Source organism: Gloeocapsopsis sp. IPPAS B-1203 (assembly GCF_002749975.1).
Lineage (GTDB): Bacteria > Cyanobacteriota > Cyanobacteriia > Cyanobacteriales > Chroococcidiopsidaceae > Gloeocapsopsis.
This window is the reverse complement of sequence record NZ_PEIG01000010.1, coordinates 214209-230381: the sequence shown is the minus strand read 5'-3', so window position 1 is coordinate 230381 and position 16173 is coordinate 214209. Positions and strand designations below refer to the sequence as shown.

Annotated in this window: 15 protein-coding genes; 9 read left to right on the top strand and 6 right to left on the bottom strand. The window is 43.4% G+C overall.

The window, feature by feature from the left end:
• Positions 1 to 65 precede the first annotated feature (65 nt).
• The 5 genes from leuB to CSQ79_RS18455 all read left to right on the top strand — a co-directional run bounded on the left by leuB (position 66) and on the right by CSQ79_RS18455 (position 3234).
• The gene (leuB, locus tag CSQ79_RS18475; RefSeq protein WP_099702619.1) at positions 66 to 1157 is read left to right on the top strand and encodes a 3-isopropylmalate dehydrogenase; all 1092 of its coding nucleotides are present in this window, start codon (positions 66 to 68) and stop codon (positions 1155 to 1157) included.
• 75 nt (positions 1158 to 1232) lie between these two features.
• Entirely contained in the window at positions 1233 to 1463 is a 231-nt protein-coding gene (locus CSQ79_RS18470; protein ID WP_099702618.1) for a hypothetical protein, read from the top strand.
• A gap of 80 nt (positions 1464 to 1543) precedes the next feature.
• On the top strand, positions 1544 to 2365 hold the full coding sequence (locus tag CSQ79_RS18465; RefSeq protein WP_502693940.1) for a prepilin peptidase: 822 nt from the start codon (positions 1544 to 1546) through the stop codon (positions 2363 to 2365).
• A 16-nt stretch (positions 2366 to 2381) separates the two neighbouring features.
• Positions 2382 to 2834: a DUF29 domain-containing protein gene (locus CSQ79_RS18460; protein ID WP_099702616.1), complete on the top strand. Its 453-nt coding sequence runs from the start codon at positions 2382 to 2384 to the stop codon at positions 2832 to 2834.
• A 169-nt stretch (positions 2835 to 3003) separates the two neighbouring features.
• Positions 3004 to 3234 (top strand): putative signal transducing protein, encoded by a 231-nt coding sequence (locus tag CSQ79_RS18455; RefSeq protein WP_099702615.1) that lies wholly within the window; start codon positions 3004 to 3006, stop codon positions 3232 to 3234.
• A gap of 113 nt (positions 3235 to 3347) precedes the next feature.
• On the opposite strand, the gene CSQ79_RS18450 is transcribed toward CSQ79_RS18455, so the two are convergent.
• The gene (locus tag CSQ79_RS18450) at positions 3348 to 3893 is read right to left on the bottom strand and encodes a protein-tyrosine phosphatase family protein (protein WP_099702614.1); all 546 of its coding nucleotides are present in this window, start codon (positions 3891 to 3893) and stop codon (positions 3348 to 3350) included.
• Positions 3894 to 4074: 181 nt separating this feature from the next.
• On the opposite strand from CSQ79_RS18450, the gene accD reads away from it, so the two are divergent.
• On the top strand, positions 4075 to 5007 hold the full coding sequence (accD, locus tag CSQ79_RS18445; RefSeq protein ID WP_099702613.1) for an acetyl-CoA carboxylase, carboxyltransferase subunit beta: 933 nt from the start codon (positions 4075 to 4077) through the stop codon (positions 5005 to 5007).
• A 331-nt stretch (positions 5008 to 5338) separates the two neighbouring features.
• On the opposite strand, the gene glgB is transcribed toward accD, so the two are convergent.
• The 3 genes from glgB to CSQ79_RS28080 all read right to left on the bottom strand — a co-directional run bounded on the left by glgB (position 5339) and on the right by CSQ79_RS28080 (position 8682).
• The gene (gene glgB / locus CSQ79_RS18440; RefSeq protein ID WP_099702612.1) at positions 5339 to 7630 is read right to left on the bottom strand and encodes a 1,4-alpha-glucan branching enzyme; all 2292 of its coding nucleotides are present in this window, start codon (positions 7628 to 7630) and stop codon (positions 5339 to 5341) included.
• Positions 7631 to 7793: 163 nt separating this feature from the next.
• Entirely contained in the window at positions 7794 to 8105 is a 312-nt protein-coding gene (locus CSQ79_RS18435; protein ID WP_099702611.1) for a hypothetical protein, read from the bottom strand.
• 421 nt (positions 8106 to 8526) lie between these two features.
• The gene (locus tag CSQ79_RS28080; RefSeq protein ID WP_289501298.1) at positions 8527 to 8682 is read right to left on the bottom strand and encodes a hypothetical protein; all 156 of its coding nucleotides are present in this window, start codon (positions 8680 to 8682) and stop codon (positions 8527 to 8529) included.
• A gap of 434 nt (positions 8683 to 9116) precedes the next feature.
• Here CSQ79_RS28080 and CSQ79_RS18430 point away from each other — a divergent pair, with 434 nt between their 5' ends.
• Entirely contained in the window at positions 9117 to 9653 is a 537-nt protein-coding gene (locus CSQ79_RS18430) for a hypothetical protein (protein WP_099702610.1), read from the top strand.
• A gap of 141 nt (positions 9654 to 9794) precedes the next feature.
• Positions 9795 to 11651 carry a peptidoglycan D,D-transpeptidase FtsI family protein gene (locus tag CSQ79_RS18425; RefSeq protein WP_099702609.1) on the top strand — a complete coding sequence of 619 codons (1857 nt, stop codon included), beginning with the start codon at positions 9795 to 9797 and terminating at the stop codon, positions 11649 to 11651.
• 47 nt (positions 11652 to 11698) lie between these two features.
• Here CSQ79_RS18425 and CSQ79_RS18420 read toward each other — a convergent pair whose 3' ends face one another.
• Positions 11699 to 13810, bottom strand: coding sequence for a thioredoxin domain-containing protein (locus CSQ79_RS18420; protein WP_099702608.1), 2112 nt, complete (start codon positions 13808 to 13810; stop codon positions 11699 to 11701).
• A gap of 186 nt (positions 13811 to 13996) precedes the next feature.
• On the opposite strand from CSQ79_RS18420, the gene clpP reads away from it, so the two are divergent.
• A complete protein-coding gene (gene clpP, locus CSQ79_RS18415) occupies positions 13997 to 14644 on the top strand; it encodes an ATP-dependent Clp endopeptidase proteolytic subunit ClpP (RefSeq protein ID WP_289501303.1) in 648 nt (215 codons plus the stop codon).
• A gap of 1 nt (position 14645) precedes the next feature.
• Here the strand turns inward: clpP and CSQ79_RS28075 are convergent, their stop codons facing one another.
• Positions 14646 to 15479, bottom strand: a complete 834-nt coding sequence (locus CSQ79_RS28075; protein ID WP_289501297.1) for a slr1353 family protein — start codon at positions 15477 to 15479, stop codon at positions 14646 to 14648.
• Positions 15480 to 16173: the final 694 nt, after the last annotated feature.

The window sequence follows — 16173 nt, the reverse complement described above, 5'->3', positions numbered from 1 at the left end:
ACCCCTCACCCCTCACCCCTCCTTTGCTGTATGATCAATGATTTGCAAGCGTTGCCAGAAAAACTATGACGACTCAGTACCGCATTACCCTATTACCAGGCGATGGCATTGGTCCAGAAATTATGTTAGTCGCGGTAGATGTACTGAAGGTAGTGGGTAAACAGCTAGACATCCGCTTTGAATTTCAAGAAGCCCTCATTGGAGGTGCAGCAATTGATGCAACAGGCGAACCGCTACCACCGACTACACTAGAAATGTGCAAGGACAGTGATGCTGTCTTACTAGCAGCGATCGGTGGTTATAAGTGGGACAATCTACCGCGTCATTTACGCCCAGAAACCGGACTACTTGCACTGCGTGCGGGTTTAAGTTTATTTGCCAATTTACGTCCAGCTAAAATTTTGCCACAGCTAATCGATGCTTCTAGCTTGAAGCCTGAGATTGTTGCAGGTGTCGATATCATGGTTGTCCGCGAACTCACCGGCGGAGTTTATTTTGGTCAACCCAAAGGCATTTTCACTACCGAAACCGGAGAAAAACGCGGTGTCAATACAATGGCATACACCGAAGCAGAGATTGACCGCATCGGGCGTGTCGCGTTTGAAACCGCACAAAAACGGCAAGGAAAACTTTGTTCAGTAGATAAAGCAAATGTCTTAGAAGTGTCACAGTTGTGGCGCGATCGCATCACCCAATTAGCCGCCGAATATCCTGATGTCGAACTTTCGCATATGTACGTCGATAACGCCGCGATGCAGTTAGTACGCTATCCCAAACAATTTGACACGATCGTCACGGGTAATCTCTTTGGCGATATTCTCTCAGATGCTGCGGCAATGCTGACAGGAAGTATCGGAATGTTACCTTCTGCTAGTTTAGGTGCTTCTGGTCCTGGAGTGTTTGAACCTGTCCACGGTTCCGCCCCTGATATTGCTGGGCAAGATAAAGCCAACCCCTTAGCACAGGTTCTTAGTGCGGCAATGATGCTGCGGTACGCATTAAATCAACCCGTAGCTGCCTCGCGCATTGAAAATGCCGTGTTGCAAGTTTTAGATCGCGGCGATCGCACAGGGGATATTATGTCCCCAGGAATGAATCTCTTAGGTTGTCGTGCAATGGGTGAAGCTTTAATTCAAGTCCTCGAACAATCCGAGTAACGCTTATGAGTGTTAACAAAAGTCCTCAATTCAAAACTCAAAATTCCTTAAAGTGGAGATAGAATCTAAACGAACTTGATCGACCTACTAAAATTGAGCGATCCCATATTACTAAAATCGGCACGCCAGATATATTTAACCTATCGAGAATTGCGTTCAGACACCGCAGAACAACCGACTGGTGTAGCAATTCATCGATTAACATGTCGTGGTAGGTTACTTTTTTCTAAAAAACCAATTCTTCTACCTCTAGAGGAATTTATTCCCATTGCAGAAATTGAAAGCGATGAATCTAATTCTTACTAACTGATTGAGAGTGCTTCTGAAAAGAAGTAGGGAATAATGAAGGCAAAAAGCCCTACACTCATTTGTAATCACTCCTGATGATTGATTTTCTCTTTACTAGCTTTGCTACTTTTATTGTGTTTGCATTAGGGGCATCAATTGGTAGCTTTATCAATGTAGTTGTTTACCGCTTACCAGCTAAATTATCGATTGTTTCGCCGCCTTCCCGCTGTCCGCGTTGCTTACATCGTTTAGGTAAATGGGAAAATATTCCAGTTCTAGGCTGGTTGTGGTTAAAAGGGCGCTGTCGTCATTGTAAAACTCCCATTGCCATACGTTATCCACTCGTGGAAGCCGTGACAGGCTTAATATTTTTACTTGTTTTTTGGAGATTTGGGTTTTCAGTGCAAACTGTCGAATATTGGATATTCTGCGGTTGGCTATTAGCGTTGTCACTGATTGATCTTGATACAATGACGCTACCAAATTCATTGACACAATCAGGATTAGTTGTAGGTTTAATGTTTGGTGTCGTTGCAAGTTTGATCGCACAACTTCCTTTCAATGAAGTAGTACATCAGTTGATGTTGAGTGTCTTGGGCGCAGTGTTGGGAATTTGGATATTTGATGCGATCGCATTTTTCGGTTCAATTGTTTTAGGACAAGCTGCAATGGGTGCGGGTGACGCCAAATTAGCTGCAATGTTAGGTGCCTGGTTAGGGTGGAAATATCTTCTGTTGGCAGGGTTCCTAGCGTGTGCTGTTGGTGCGTTTATTGGTGGTGGGGCGATCGCCTTGGGTATCCTCTCTAGACGGCAAAAAATGCCTTTTGGTCCTTTTCTTGCTTTAGGTGCATTAATTACAATTTTTAGTGGTGAGGCAATTCTCACTGCATACTTTCGTTTAATCTTTCCCGCCCTTTAGCAGCAGAGGTAAAGTTATGACCCAATCACAAATAAAAAACCTCTACGATCAAGATTTTGCTTTCTGGATTGAGGATACAGTGAGCAAATTGAAAGCAAGAAATACAGAAGATTTGGATTGGGAGAATTTGATCGAAGAGGTTGAATCTTTGGGAATAAGTCAACGTAAAGCAGTACACAGTTTTTTAGTTCGTTTATTAGAACATTTATTGAAGCGTTGTTATGTTTGCCTTCCTAACTGCTTTCGAGGTTGGGAGATTGAAATTCGCAATTTTCGCGGAGAGTTGAAAAAGGAATTTAAGTACTCTCCTAGTCTTAAAAGCTTTATGTTAGAGATTTTAACCGAATCTTATCAGGATGCTTTAGCAGCTATGAGAGAAGATTATCCTGATGTGAGGTTCCTTAATGTTTGTCCATTTCCCCAAGATGTAGATGCTTTGTTAACTCAAAAGTTCTGGGAAAACATTTAATGAGTCTAATTGACCAAATTTTTTTGGGTAAAAGATGCTCTCAATAGAGTTATCTATGGATGCTTTTAGGAAATCCATTTTGACATCACTTGCTCCTAAAGAAGACACCTGCGCCACAAAAGCCACGATTTTTTAGTTTTAGTTCTCTCTGTTCTGCTAAAATTATCTCGTGTCTTGGATTACCTTAAGAACCACAAGCAAGCGCTGGGAAGCTGAGTTGATGTGTCAACTACTAACGGCTCACGATATTCCAGCGCGGATAGTTGATTTAGGTATCACTTCTTATTTTGGTAGTGGTAGCCCAGCTGCTGTGCAAGTCCATGCCCAAGATCGGTGGGCTGCGTTACTCTTGCTTAGTCCAATCGAAACTGAGGACAGCGATATACAGCCTAGCGATTAAAATTGCTGCTGCACTCAAGCAAACAGCATTATTAGATCTTGCTCTTTGCTAGTTCTGTCGCTTGCGCTTTGGGTTGTAGCGGTAGTTGAAATGTATCTATATAGTGCTCGGCATCAAGTTAACTTCCCTCTAAATCGATTACACTCATCCAGCAACATATTCAGTTCCGCAGCAACTTTCCAAGGATTGCGACCCTTAAAAGGGGCAGCGACGACTGCTTCATAAGGGTTTTTTCCAGTTTGTTTAACGGTTGCGATCGCGGCTTTGTTGGAGAATCCTCGTCCAGCCACAAGCCAAGCTGCTAAAACATGCCCCGTACGCCCAACGCCGCCAGAGCAATGAACAACAACTTTCTCATGATTCTGATTGGCGGCAGCTAAGAATGGTAGAATTTGGCGGATCAGAATTTCAGCGTCGGCAAAGTGAAAATCCTCGATCGGTGTCCAACAAACTTGGTCGATTCCGAATGTCTGTCGGTAAACATCAAGCAGATGGGAATAGCGAGTGAGTTGAGATTCAGGAAGCAAACAGCAGACACGCTTTATGTCTTGGTGCTGCATAAATTCAATCCACTCTTTCACTTGCTCGTTGCAATATCCAGGACGAGCAGAACCAAACACGATGGGTTCGTCCTCCGAGGCTGAAGCAAATTTATACATAGTGAGTGCATCAAATTGTTCAATCTGCTAAGGGTAAACGGGAACGTTAGCTATAAACTTCAAGCGCCATTTTTTAATAAAATCTCTACAATCTAAAATGCAAAATTGGATGATTTTATTTCCAAGCGACTACCGACTTGATTAAGATAAAGATTGCTACTACAAAATATGGCACAGTTTAATGTCTCTGTTTGATTGGTTTGCAAATCGGCGAAAATCTGGTCCTATTAGCCAGGAACGCCAAGAGCGTGACATTGCTGATGGGTTGTGGAGTAAATGTGTGGCTTGTGGAGTCTTGGCATATACCAAAGACTTGAGAGCTAATCAAATGGTCTGCCCAGAGTGCGGATATCATGTACGGGTAGACAGCAATGAACGCATCCGACAGCTGATTGACACGAATACCTGGCAACCACTCGATGAGTCTCTCAGTCCTACCGACCCGTTACAATTTCGCGATCGCAAAGCTTATAGCGATCGCATCCGCGAAACTCAGGAAAAAACTGGGTTAATCGATGCTGTGCAAACAGGTTTCGGACAACTTGAAAAACAGCCTGTCGCTTTGGGAGTGATGGACTTCCGGTTTATGGGCGGTAGTATGGGTTCTGTCGTTGGCGAAAAAATTACGCGCTTAATTGAACGCGCCACCCAAAAGCGCTATCCCGTAATTATTGTCTGTGCGTCTGGTGGAGCCAGAATGCAAGAAGGAATGCTGAGCCTGATGCAGATGGCAAAAATTTCGGCTGCGTTAGAATGCCATCGCGAAGCTCAACTTTTGTACATTCCGGTTTTGACTAATCCCACAACAGGTGGAGTCACTGCTAGCTTTGCGATGTTAGGAGATATCATCTTAGCTGAACCCAAAGCAACAATTGGTTTTGCAGGACGCCGCGTTATTGAACAAACGTTACGCGAAAAGTTACCAGAAGAGTTTCAAACCGCAGAAGATTTATTGCAGCATGGCTTTGTTGATGCGATTGTGCCCAGAACTCAACTGAAAAAAACGCTAGCTCAACTCATTAGCCTACACCAACCTGTGACTCCTACCCACCACCAGCTATTGCAATTAGAAGCGATCGCTTTATCTTCCACTATTGCTGATCCTGGCAAATAATCGACTATAGAGGGATGAAAAGCTAGGCTTAGCGATTAGTTGCACTAACACATGATGAGTCAATTCTATTTCTTTGCTTAACAGCGATTGAAAAGTAGAATTTCAGACTAACCTTGTGTGTCATTACAACTGATCGCTAAATTATCTTGCATGAATCACAGACGCCTTCCGACTGAAGTCGGGGCTATCAAAACAAAGTGTGCCTCCGCACACTAAAATAAAAGTTTTATTCACTTGTTATTAAGTCCACGGAGGTGAACTATCCTGCGGGAAGCCGCTACGCGTCTACGTTTGTTTAGTTACAAATTTATTCGCCACGCATTTTTTGCTCCTACCTCTTTAAAGCTTCTGCTGTTTTCTCTTGATCGAGTTTCAAAATAAGTACACCCAAAGGTGGTAGACACAAGTCAATTGAGTAAGGGTGATTGTGGTAAGACCATTCCTCAGACCATTTACCACCTAGATTACCCATATTGCTACCACCATATTCACGAGCATCACTATTAAAGATTTCTGTATAAAATCCAAATTCAGGAACACCAATGCGGTAATGCGAATGTGGCTGAGGGGTGAAATTGCAAACAGCAATAACAAAATCTTCCGGTTCTTTGCCGCGACGAATGAATGAAACCACACTATGGCGGTTGTCACTACAGTCAATCCATTCAAATCCTGCTTGTCCAAAATCTTGCGTATGTAAAGCAGATTCCGTGCAGTAAAGCTGGTTGAGGTCTTTCATAAATCGCTTTAGCTGTTGGTGCGGCTCATACTGCAATAAGTGCCACTCTAAATCGCCCCAAACATTCCACTCGCTCCACTGTCCAAACTCCATCCCCATAAACAGCGTTTTCTTACCAGGATGGGCAAACATGTAAGCAAACAAACAGCGCACGTTTGCGAACTTCTGCCAGCGATCGCCTGGCATTTTGCCAATTATATTGCTCTTGCCATGTACAACTTCATCGTGAGACAGAGCTAACATGAAGTTTTCGCTGTGGTGATACCAGATGCTGAACGTGACGTTATTTTGATGAAACTGACGGAACCACGGGTCCATGCTGAAATAGTCCAGCATATCGTGCATCCAACCCATGTTCCACTTCAAGTTAAAGCCTAATCCACCCGTATATGTGGGCCATGATACCATAGGCCAGTCGGTAGACTCTTCTGCAATGGAAAGAATACCAGGAAAATAACTAAAAATAACGTGATTTGCTTGCCGAAGAAACTCAGCAGCTTCAATATTTTCTCGCCCCCCATACTGGTTAGGTAGCCATTCACCTGGTTTGCGGCAATAATCGAGGTATAGCATTGAAGCAACGGCATCAACTCGCATACCATCAATGTGATATTTATCAAACCAGAATAAAGCGTTAGCAACTAAAAAGTTTCTGACTTCGTGGCGGCTGTAATTAAAGACTAAAGTTCCCCATTCTTTATGTTCGCCTTTGCGGGGATCTGCGTGTTCGTAAAGATGTGTGCCGTCAAAGAAAGCTAAACCATGCCCATCTTTGGGGAAGTGTCCAGGAACCCAATCAATAATGACGCCAATATTGTTTTGATGACATTGGTCGATAAAGTACATCAAATCTTCCGGACTGCCATAGCGTGAGGTACAAGCATAGTAACCAGTGACTTGATAGCCCCAAGATCCATCGAAGGGATGTTCTGCAATTGGCAGTAGTTCGATATGAGTGTAGCCCAAGTCCTTGACGTAAGGAATCAGTTTAGCCGCAAGTTCGCGGTAAGTCAAAAACCGCGCCCCTGGTTGTAGTTCGGAAACAGGAACAACAGGTTCAGTTGCTCCATCAGGCAATGTTGCGGGTTCTGCTGAAGCAGCGTGTAACCAAGAACCCAAGTGAACTTCGTAAACTGAAATTGGCTGTGTTAAAGCATCACTATGACGTCGATGCTCCATCCATTGTGCATCATTCCAGGAGTAAGCATTGAGATCGGCAACAATTGATGCGGTTTTTGGGCGGACTTCTTGTTGAAAACCGTAGGGATCGGATTTTTCGTAAATGTGACCGTCAAAGTTTTTAATTTCGTATTTATAGCGATCGCCTACTCCTATTTCCGGAATAAACAATTCCCAAATTCCTGTAGCGCCTTTACGCATCTGATGCTTGCGCCCATCCCATTCATTAAAATCTCCCAAGATAGAGACGTTACGCGCATTTGGTGCCCAAACTGCAAAATAAACTCCTTGAACGCCATCAATACTTGTCGGATGCGCCCCTAGTTTTTCATAAATGCGATGGTGATTGCCCTCAGAAAACAAATGCAGGTCAAAATCGGTTAACCGTGGCGAACGAAAAGCATAAGGATCGTAAATGACTCGTTCGTATTCGCCTTCTTTGATTTTTAACTGGTAGTTTGCTAATTCGGGAACGTCGATCGTACACTCAAAGAAATGGGGATGATGCACCGGATGCATTTGATATTCAATTCGCTCTTCAGGACGAATTACCCAGGCTGCACTTGCACTCGGTAAATAAGCTCGCACCACCCACACGGTTTTGCCATCTTGTTCTACTGTATGACAACCAAGCACTTCAAATGGATCGTGATGTTGGTTCCAAACAATGCGCTCAACCTGATCTGGGGCGATGGTTATAGACATGAAACTACCTTACCTAAAACAAATTTGTTATTTCTATCGTCATATTTATACATATTCTTTACATTTATTTGCAATCTTTTGCTGTATCAAGATCAGCAACCAACTGCTCAGCAGTCCTCAATAACCGTACTCATCATAACTACAGCACAAGAGCTTTTTATATTTAAATTGGTAAAAAAGGAATTAATGTCCGAATTAAGCGCCGCAGACGCAGAAGGGTAATTGTTTCTCTCACTTGAGGGGAAAGAGGGGGAGTTACTGGGCGGCTTTGCAACTGAGCTTGCAAATCTGCATATTCTGCTGCCGTCAGTTGTTTGCCATCAATAGGCGATCGCGCATCTGTGATAATTTCTGTACGCAGCACTTCTTCTGGTATGTCTTCTGGAGGTGGTAATGCCAACACTGACGCAGCTTGCCATCCCAGCACAAGACCTACACTAGTACTCAGACTTAATCTACTGATAACTTTGAGCATAACCCATTAACTGTTTGCAGGATGATGCATCTTTGGCTGACTTGTTCTTATTGTCAATAATCTGAGGAAATTTAGCAAAACGGACTCAGTAGGATTGTAGGGTTTCTGCTCGTATTTCAATGTTTAGATATTTGAGTCGTCACTCATAGAGTATAATTTATAATTAATAACTTTTTCTATTAAAAAGTCTCTTAATTGTTTGATTTTATTAATCAAAAGAAATTTAGTCGGATATGCATCACTTTTCTCCTACGAACTAGCTAACAGTAACTCAAAAAAGTACTCTCCTGCAAAGAAGTCGTGTTATGTAGCACAGGCAGTAAATAGCACTGCTACCGGAAACAGACTTTTAGCTTTGTAGGAGAGAAAAGAGCTATTTAAACAGACCAACCGTGAGATGCCGTTAGCTATAAATGAATAGCTATGGAGATGTCGTTGGAGTCACTGTAGGTTCTGCAGCGGGAGCCTCTGGGCTAGCGCCAGGTGTTGTCCCGTCTCCAGTACCAGCTGTGTCACATGCTCCCAAGGTGGTGAGCAAGCCTAGAAATAAAGCAAAACCAAGGATTTTTTTGTTCATAACTCCTCTTTTCACCAATTGCGATAGAAACAATCTACTCGTTGATTACGATACCGCATTTGTTGACTTTTTTTACAAAAGTGCGATCGTGACTGTATTAGCTTGATAACCTATCACATCAGTGATCTACCGTCTTCCTTCTTAAGGCATAGGTTTTTAACCAATGCTACTTTCAGAAAATTGCTGGTGTCAGTGAGGATGTTAATATCCAACTACCGAACACGAACAAACCTGGAGTAGTAATTGATGTTATCAGCAATAGAGATTTATCGCTACTGTGTAAATCTCTTCCTTGGGAAAGTTGACAACTGAAAGCTATCTAGGTGATAGGATAGGGGCGATTCTGATATGAGTTGCTAGCGCTACTCAGTTGCTAGCCACAGACAGAATCGACTGATTTGATATCTAAATAACTCTATTAAGCAATAAAGTCTATGAGTGTTGCTTATAAATCAAGTGAAACCAACTATCAGCGGAAAGATGCTGTGAAATCAACATATGCTGTTCCCGCAAGTTATCCTGACAAGCGAGCCAAGCAAAATAAAATACCTCAAGATAGAACTCGCAACCATAGCGTGCCAATTCTGCCCAGTGCTAGGAAACCATTATGGTTGCTCCGCCTGAGTCTTTTACAACGGAGTTCTAATGTGCTAATTTTCTGCTTAATAGCATCGGTGCTAGGACTTTACAGTGGAACCGTGTATTCTCAACGGGCATGGAACCAAGCGTATCGCCAACTAGAAAATTTACAACGTCAAGAAAGGCAGCTTACAACAGCAAGTGAAGTGCTTAAAAATAAAATTGCCCAGCAAGCCGAACAACCAGAAACAGGCTTAGCTCCTGCCGATCCCACGCAGGCAATTTTCCTCAAACCAGCGCCTCAACGCCCAGCACGCCCTGATGAAACGATTGCTTCGGCAACTATGACTCGTAAAAATTCTAAGTCTGATACGAACCCCGCCGGTTATTAAATAAGAGTGAGGAGTGAGTGATGAGTGACTAGTAGCTAGTGAAAGAAATTTGAATTAAAAACTTTCTTAACTCAACACTCAAAACTTGCTTAAACTCAACACTTCACGACTCAACACTCATAACTTTAAGAATCTTGCCATATGCCTACTTCAGTCCCTCCTGGTAGCTTTGACCGCAGGCGTCGTACAGTAGTAACAATGAACACTCAGAGCACAAAATCTCAGCAGAAAGCCAGGAAGACGCTGAATAAACACCAAAAAAGTGGAACAACACCTTACTTTCGCTTGATCCTTGTGTGGGGTGTATTGTTTGCTAGTAGTTTAGTACTTGCGGGCAACTTGTATCATCTCCAAGTTGTGCATTCATCAGAACTGCTGAGAAGGGCGCGACAGCAACAGACCACCTATGTAAATCCGTATATTCCTCGCCGTCAAGTTGTCGATCGTAACGATAACGTCTTGGCGATTGATCGTCAGGTATACACGCTATACGTTCATCCCAATCAATTTAAAAGTGACTCAGAAGCAGAAACCGTTGCCACTGATGTTGCTAAAATTTTGGCTCGTCCGACGGCGGATATTACGGATTTATTCATCGATGGATTTAAGAACAAGAAAAGTGGTATTCGGCTAGCCCCAGCTTTGTCAGAAGAAGTTGCAGACAAGCTTAGAAAGCTGCGAGCAAACGGCTTAGATTTAGTTCGAGAGTACTCGCGTCTGTATCCTCAAGAGAATGTCGTTGCAGATGTAGTTGGCTATGTTGATATCGACCGTCGCGGTCAGGCAGGGATAGAGTACAGTCAGGAACAATTACTTGAGCGCTCAGCACAAACAATAGAGTTTAGGAAAACTGGTAACGGGGCATTACTCAGCGGTCGCATTCCTGAGGGCTTTGTTCATGGTGAGGATTGGAAATTGCAACTCACACTCGACACCCGATTGCAGCGCGCTGCACGAGTTGCGTTGAGAGAACAAATGCAAAAGTTTAGTGCCCAGCGTGGTGGCGTGATTGTGATGGATGTTCAAGATGGTTCGATCTTGAGTTTAGTTTCTGAGCCTTCTTATAATCCTAATGAGTATTTCAACTCTGACGTCAACTCCTTTAGAAATTGGTTACTGGCAGATCTTTATGAACCTGGCTCTACCTTTAAGCCAATAAATATCGCGATCGCTCTAGAAGAGCAAGTCATTCAACCCAATGATGTCTTCCCCGATCCTGACACCATTAAAGTTGGCGGTTGGTCGATCCGCAATGCAGAAAAAGAAGACAATCTCTCTCTCTCTATTACTGGTATCTTGCAACACTCCAGCAACGTCGGCATGGTGCAAGTTATGCAACGCCTCAAACCCGATGTTTACTACAACTGGCTGCAAAAGCTGGGGATAGGAAAAACTGTAGGCATAGATCTCCCCTTTGAAGCACGAGGTCAGTTAAAAAATCAAGCGAAATTTGTTTCTTCTCCAATTGAACCGGCAACTGCGTCTTTCGGTCAAGGATTTTCACTCACACCAATTCAGCTTGTACAACTTCATGCTGCTTTAGCTAATGGTGGTAAGTTAGTCACACCTCATGTTGTCAGGGGATTAATAGATAGCCAAGGTCGGCTTCAACAACCTAGTTTACCGCAACCCAGAACAGTTTTCTCTCCAAAAACAACACAAACTCTGGTTGAGATGCTAGAAACAGTAGTGCTTCAAGGAAGCGGCAAAGCATCGCAGGTGCCAGGATACCGCATTGGTGGCAAAACTGGGACAGCGCAAAAAGCTAACACAAGTAGTCGCGGCTATCGTAGTGGTGCTGTCATTACCAGTTTTGTGGGAATGATGCCGATAGAAGCTCCGCGTTACGTCGTCCTAGCAATTGTAGACGAACCAAAAGGAATTGCCTACGGTTCTACAGTTGCAGCCCCCATTGTTAAGTTAGTCATGGATTCGCTAATTTCTATTGAACGCATTCCCCCTAGTCAACCAATTCCTGAAGTATCCCCTAGTCCATAATTAAGAAACGACCAACCACTCTTTCACTCGCCCCTCGACGCCAGTTGCTACAACGGAGGACACCTCCGCAATGCACTGGCTCCCCCTCGCTCCTCACCCCTGATTTGACTTTGCCAAACTTGCTCTAATAGTTCAGCTTGACTGGAGATCGGAGGTAAACAAGATAGTCCTTGACAGACTAGTGCTAAAGCATTGGTTGGTAAATCTGTTGCTACGGCAAGGACACTTGTTGGTAGATACTCACCCAGAAGACTCTCTAACTGCTTTGGAGTACTGCGAATGAGAGTGCAGTTGCGATACCAATCTAAAGCTAAAAATAAACTTGGGCAGGCTTGCGGAGCAGAATCCATGATACTACTAAAAGCTTGTAACCCTTGCTCAGCTTTGTCAAGATAAGTCAGGTCTTCGGTTAATAAGGCTAGCTGCATTAAATTTGCGATCGCCACTCCGTTAGCTGCTGGAGTCGCATTATCAGCATAGCTTCGTTCGCGGACAATGAGATCTTGACTTGCATCACTCGCGGTGTTATAGTAACCACCTAGCTCTATGCTCCACAAATACTCATCAAATTCAGCTTGCAGCGCGATCGCCTTCTCTAACCAAAATTGCCAAGCAGCTGGTTCGTCTTTTTCCTGCATGACTTGGTGCAAATCTAGCAAGGCTTTAATAAACAAAGCATAATCCTCAGATTGAGCAATCACACTTGTTTGTCCCTCGTAATTCAGACGGTGAAAGCGTCCATTCACACTCTGATGATTCAAAATAAAGTGAGCCGCTGCGAGCGCAGCCTCTAAATAGTCCGCTTTTTTGAAAACTGCATACGCTCTTGCTAGCCCAGAAATCATTAAGCTATTCCAAGCAACAATCATTTTTGTATCTGTTACTACAGGAATACGACCAGACCAATTTTGAGTTTTTGCTTCTTGATTATTTTGCGCTGGTGGAAACACATCCAACGACTCTAATGCTGCACCATAACGTACAGTGAAAAGCTTGGATAACGCCTGTTCTACGCTCTCACTTAACTGATCAAAGTGTCGCCGCTGTAAAACATTTTGCCCTTCAAAATTGCCTTGGGGAGTTACGGTAAATTGTTGCTCCACCTCCGCTAATTCTGCTGGCGAGAGGATCTGTTGCAACTCATTATAAGTCCAAACGTAGAAAGCGCCTTCTTCTGGCTCAGTTTCGTTTGGATGAGTGAAACTATCAGCATCTTGCGCTGCATAAAAGTAACCTTCAGAAGCTGTCATTTCTCGCTTGAGCCATTGCACAGTTAATGCGATCGCTCGCTCAATTGCTGGTTCTTGAACTCCAGCAGCCCATAAATTCGCGAGATACTCCACGATTTGACCATTGTCGTAGAGCATCTTTTCAAAATGCGGCACTGTCCATGTCGGATCGACAGTGTAACGATGAAATCCACCACCAACATGATCAAAAATTCCACCTGTGGCTAAATCTAAGCCACGCTGTTGACACACTTGTTTAATGTCATAACGCCAAGAATGATGAAACCGAGTACCACGTAGCGCTAACTCGGCATAGGGCATCATCGGAAATTGCGTGCCATAATCATGCGGTGTAATAACACTAGTATTAGTTTCTATTCCTTTACGCAGGAGATCTTCAGCAGATTGTTGAGTTTGAGGTAAGACCGCACTTTTTTGAATTGCTTCTAAGATCGCAGCTTTACGCGCCAGTAAGTCTTGTTTTTCAGTGTCGTAGTAGCGGCGAATTGCTTGTAATATTTGTAAAAAACCTGGACGCCCATAGCGCGGTTCTACAGGGAAGTAAGTACCTCCATAAAACGGAACTAAATCATCAGGAGCAATAAAAATATTTAATGGCCATCCCCCTTGACCTACCATCATTTGTAAAGCTTGCATGTAGATGCTATCGAGGTCAGGTCGTTCTTCGCGATCTACTTTTATGGGGATAAAGTGAGCATTCATATACTCTGCGATCGCCGCATCTGAGAAGGCTTCCCCTTCCATGACAGTACACCAGTGGCAACTAGAATAGCCTATGGAAAGAAAAATAGGCTTGTTTTCTGCTTTTGCTGTTGCCAAAGCTTCATCACACCAAGTCCACCAGTCAATCGGATTTTCTGCGTGTTTGCGTAAGTAAAGGCTTTGAGCTTGGGCAAGGCGATTAGTCATAATTCTATTTGCATTTGCCGTCTTTGCTTAGTCTAGCGGAGAGGAGGGAGTGAATAGTTATGAGTTATGAGTTTTGAGTTTTGAGTTTTGAATTAAAAGAATTGTTTTAACTTGCTCCTCGCTCCGGACTTCGTCCCGCTACGCTAACGCCCCTCGCTCCTCTGCTCCAATTTAGACATCTTCTCGATAAAATTAAGAAAAGCTAAGACAACGAGCAAATTTAGCATGATTCCTATTGTTATTGAACAATCAGGTCGCGGTGAACGCGCCTTCGATATTTACTCTCGATTGTTGCGCGAGCGGATTATTTTTTTGGGACAACAAATCGATGCCAATTTAGCAAACTTAATTGTTGCCCAACTCTTATTTCTTGATGCCGAGGACTCAGAAAAAGACATTTATCTGTATATCAACTCTCCTGGTGGTTCTGTAATGGCAGGAATGGGAATTTTTGATACGATGAATCACATTCGACCGGATGTTTGTACGATTTGTACTGGACTTGCAGCAAGTATGGGGGCTTTTCTGCTCAGTGCTGGTACGAAAGGTAAGCGAATGAGTTTACCAAATGCTCGCATCATGATTCACCAACCCTTGGGAGGTGCGCAAGGACAAGCAACTGATATTGAAATCCAAGCTAAGGAGATTTTGTACCACAAGCGCCGTCTTAATGAGTATTTGGCAGCGCACACAAATCAGCCAATGGAGCGGATCGAGCAAGATACAGAACGGGACTTTTTTATGTCTCCCGATGAAGCTCAAAACTACGGACTCATCGATCAAGTCATTAACCGTACTTCAGTTGGTAATCGTCCTGTAGCAGTTGCGAGTTAGTTTAAGTTACATCTTGAGAGGAAGGCTGGGATTCTAAATATTGCAAGAATTCCAGTAACTCTTGATGCGTCAATGAAGTCCGCTTGCGCTTGTTGTATGTTTGAAGTAAATAATCTCTTCCTTGTTGCACACTCCACTTGAGACGCTTCATTTCATCACCTGTTTTAGCCAGTAATTCTAAATAGTTTTGGAATTCTACGACTTCGGACTCTGTCAAGAACTGACGCGATCGCTTTTTGTAAGTTCTTTCTAGATACTCGCTTTCGTGCTCTGTACTCCAGCCCAAGCGCTTCAGAAAAACATCGATTTTTAACAGTGCGTCTGATAAATCGATCGGCGACCCGACTGTGGCAACTGCTGTTTCATCCTGAAATTCTTGATCGCGCGATCGCAGTGGTGTAGCATTATTCCACACTGGATGTGCTTGCTCGCTGTCAATATTTGAGAGGCTCAATACGTCTATATCTGATTCGCTTGTTGCAGCAGTAGGAGAGTCTACAGAAACGCGATCAGTTTTGTGCTGCGGGGAGTGTAATAAATTAGATAATTCTAATTTGGCTTCTGGTTGATGTTTGGATGCGGTGTCCGGTGTCGTCTGCAGCAGGCTTGGTGATACTGGTGTCGTAGTAGCAGGTTGCATCAATACAAGTAAAGCTCGTTCGCGGGCTTGATCTTCCGCAAGTTCAATTGTTTCTGCGGCTGCCATACCTGTAACACGAGTTGTGCCATCTATTTGAATGGTTGCTTGTACAATAAATTTTCCTTCATAAATCTCGACTAATTCAGACAGGAGATTGCCCGTAGGATAGCGAGCAAAAAACAATTGCGCCAACATAAGTATGATTAACTACTGCTTGAGGTGGGAGAGTTTAACTTGTGAGAGTAAATTCATGCTTTGGAACTGAGTCTGATTAAAAATTCACTTGAAGTCCTGTAGGTTTTCCTTTTAACCTCATCCAAGTATGCACGGATTACCTTATTTACTATTTTATTTTGGCGATCGCCGGAAAAATCCTTTGCCTAAGTACATTTCTTATCTAAAATATAGTAGGGTTCACTCTTTTGGTGTCTGCTTGCTGCTGAATTTAGTGTTACCAATCCTACAAATAAGGTAACGATGCTCGGCAGTATCATTAAACTCACAACTGCAGTCTAACAAACAGTGACCGCGGAATGCGGTGAACGCTTTTCCCCGGAGTTTAATTCCGGTGTACCGTTCACTTCTAAGACATCAAGCGTCGCCAACTCACATCGCAGTTAGTGTTGCTTGCTATCTGTCGACAGTTTATCTGTAGATATTAAGGATGTGAATAACAGTAATATTGTTGTAGCATCCAATGTGTGGAGTACCTGCTGTTCCTCACAAAGAGGAATACACTGATATGGTATGTCAACGCTACTCTGCCGCAAGCAAATCGAAATCAAGGCATAAGCTGCAGAAAGTGGGTAGAGAACCTGTATTTATCAATTAGGTAAAACAACTGCAGTTTGTTCTTAAGTTCCCTCAGCGCTGCTACAGTTGCGTAGGC

Coding starts and splice junctions, on each gene's coding strand:
- leuB (WP_099702619.1), top strand. CDS start 66: ATGACGACTCAGTACCGCATTACCCTATTACCAGGCGATGGCATTGGT.
- CSQ79_RS18460 (WP_099702616.1), top strand. CDS start 2,382: ATGACCCAATCACAAATAAAAAACCTCTACGATCAAGATTTTGCTTTC.
- CSQ79_RS18450 (WP_099702614.1), bottom strand. CDS start 3,893: ATGTATAAATTTGCTTCAGCCTCGGAGGACGAACCCATCGTGTTTGGT.
- accD (WP_099702613.1), top strand. CDS start 4,075: ATGTCTCTGTTTGATTGGTTTGCAAATCGGCGAAAATCTGGTCCTATT.
- glgB (WP_099702612.1), bottom strand. CDS start 7,630: ATGTCTATAACCATCGCCCCAGATCAGGTTGAGCGCATTGTTTGGAAC.
- CSQ79_RS18435 (WP_099702611.1), bottom strand. CDS start 8,105: ATGCTCAAAGTTATCAGTAGATTAAGTCTGAGTACTAGTGTAGGTCTT.
- CSQ79_RS28080 (WP_289501298.1), bottom strand. CDS start 8,682: ATGAACAAAAAAATCCTTGGTTTTGCTTTATTTCTAGGCTTGCTCACC.
- CSQ79_RS18430 (WP_099702610.1), top strand. CDS start 9,117: ATGAGTGTTGCTTATAAATCAAGTGAAACCAACTATCAGCGGAAAGAT.
- CSQ79_RS18425 (WP_099702609.1), top strand. CDS start 9,795: ATGCCTACTTCAGTCCCTCCTGGTAGCTTTGACCGCAGGCGTCGTACA.
- CSQ79_RS18420 (WP_099702608.1), bottom strand. CDS start 13,810: ATGACTAATCGCCTTGCCCAAGCTCAAAGCCTTTACTTACGCAAACAC.
- CSQ79_RS28075 (WP_289501297.1), bottom strand. CDS start 15,479: ATGTTGGCGCAATTGTTTTTTGCTCGCTATCCTACGGGCAATCTCCTG.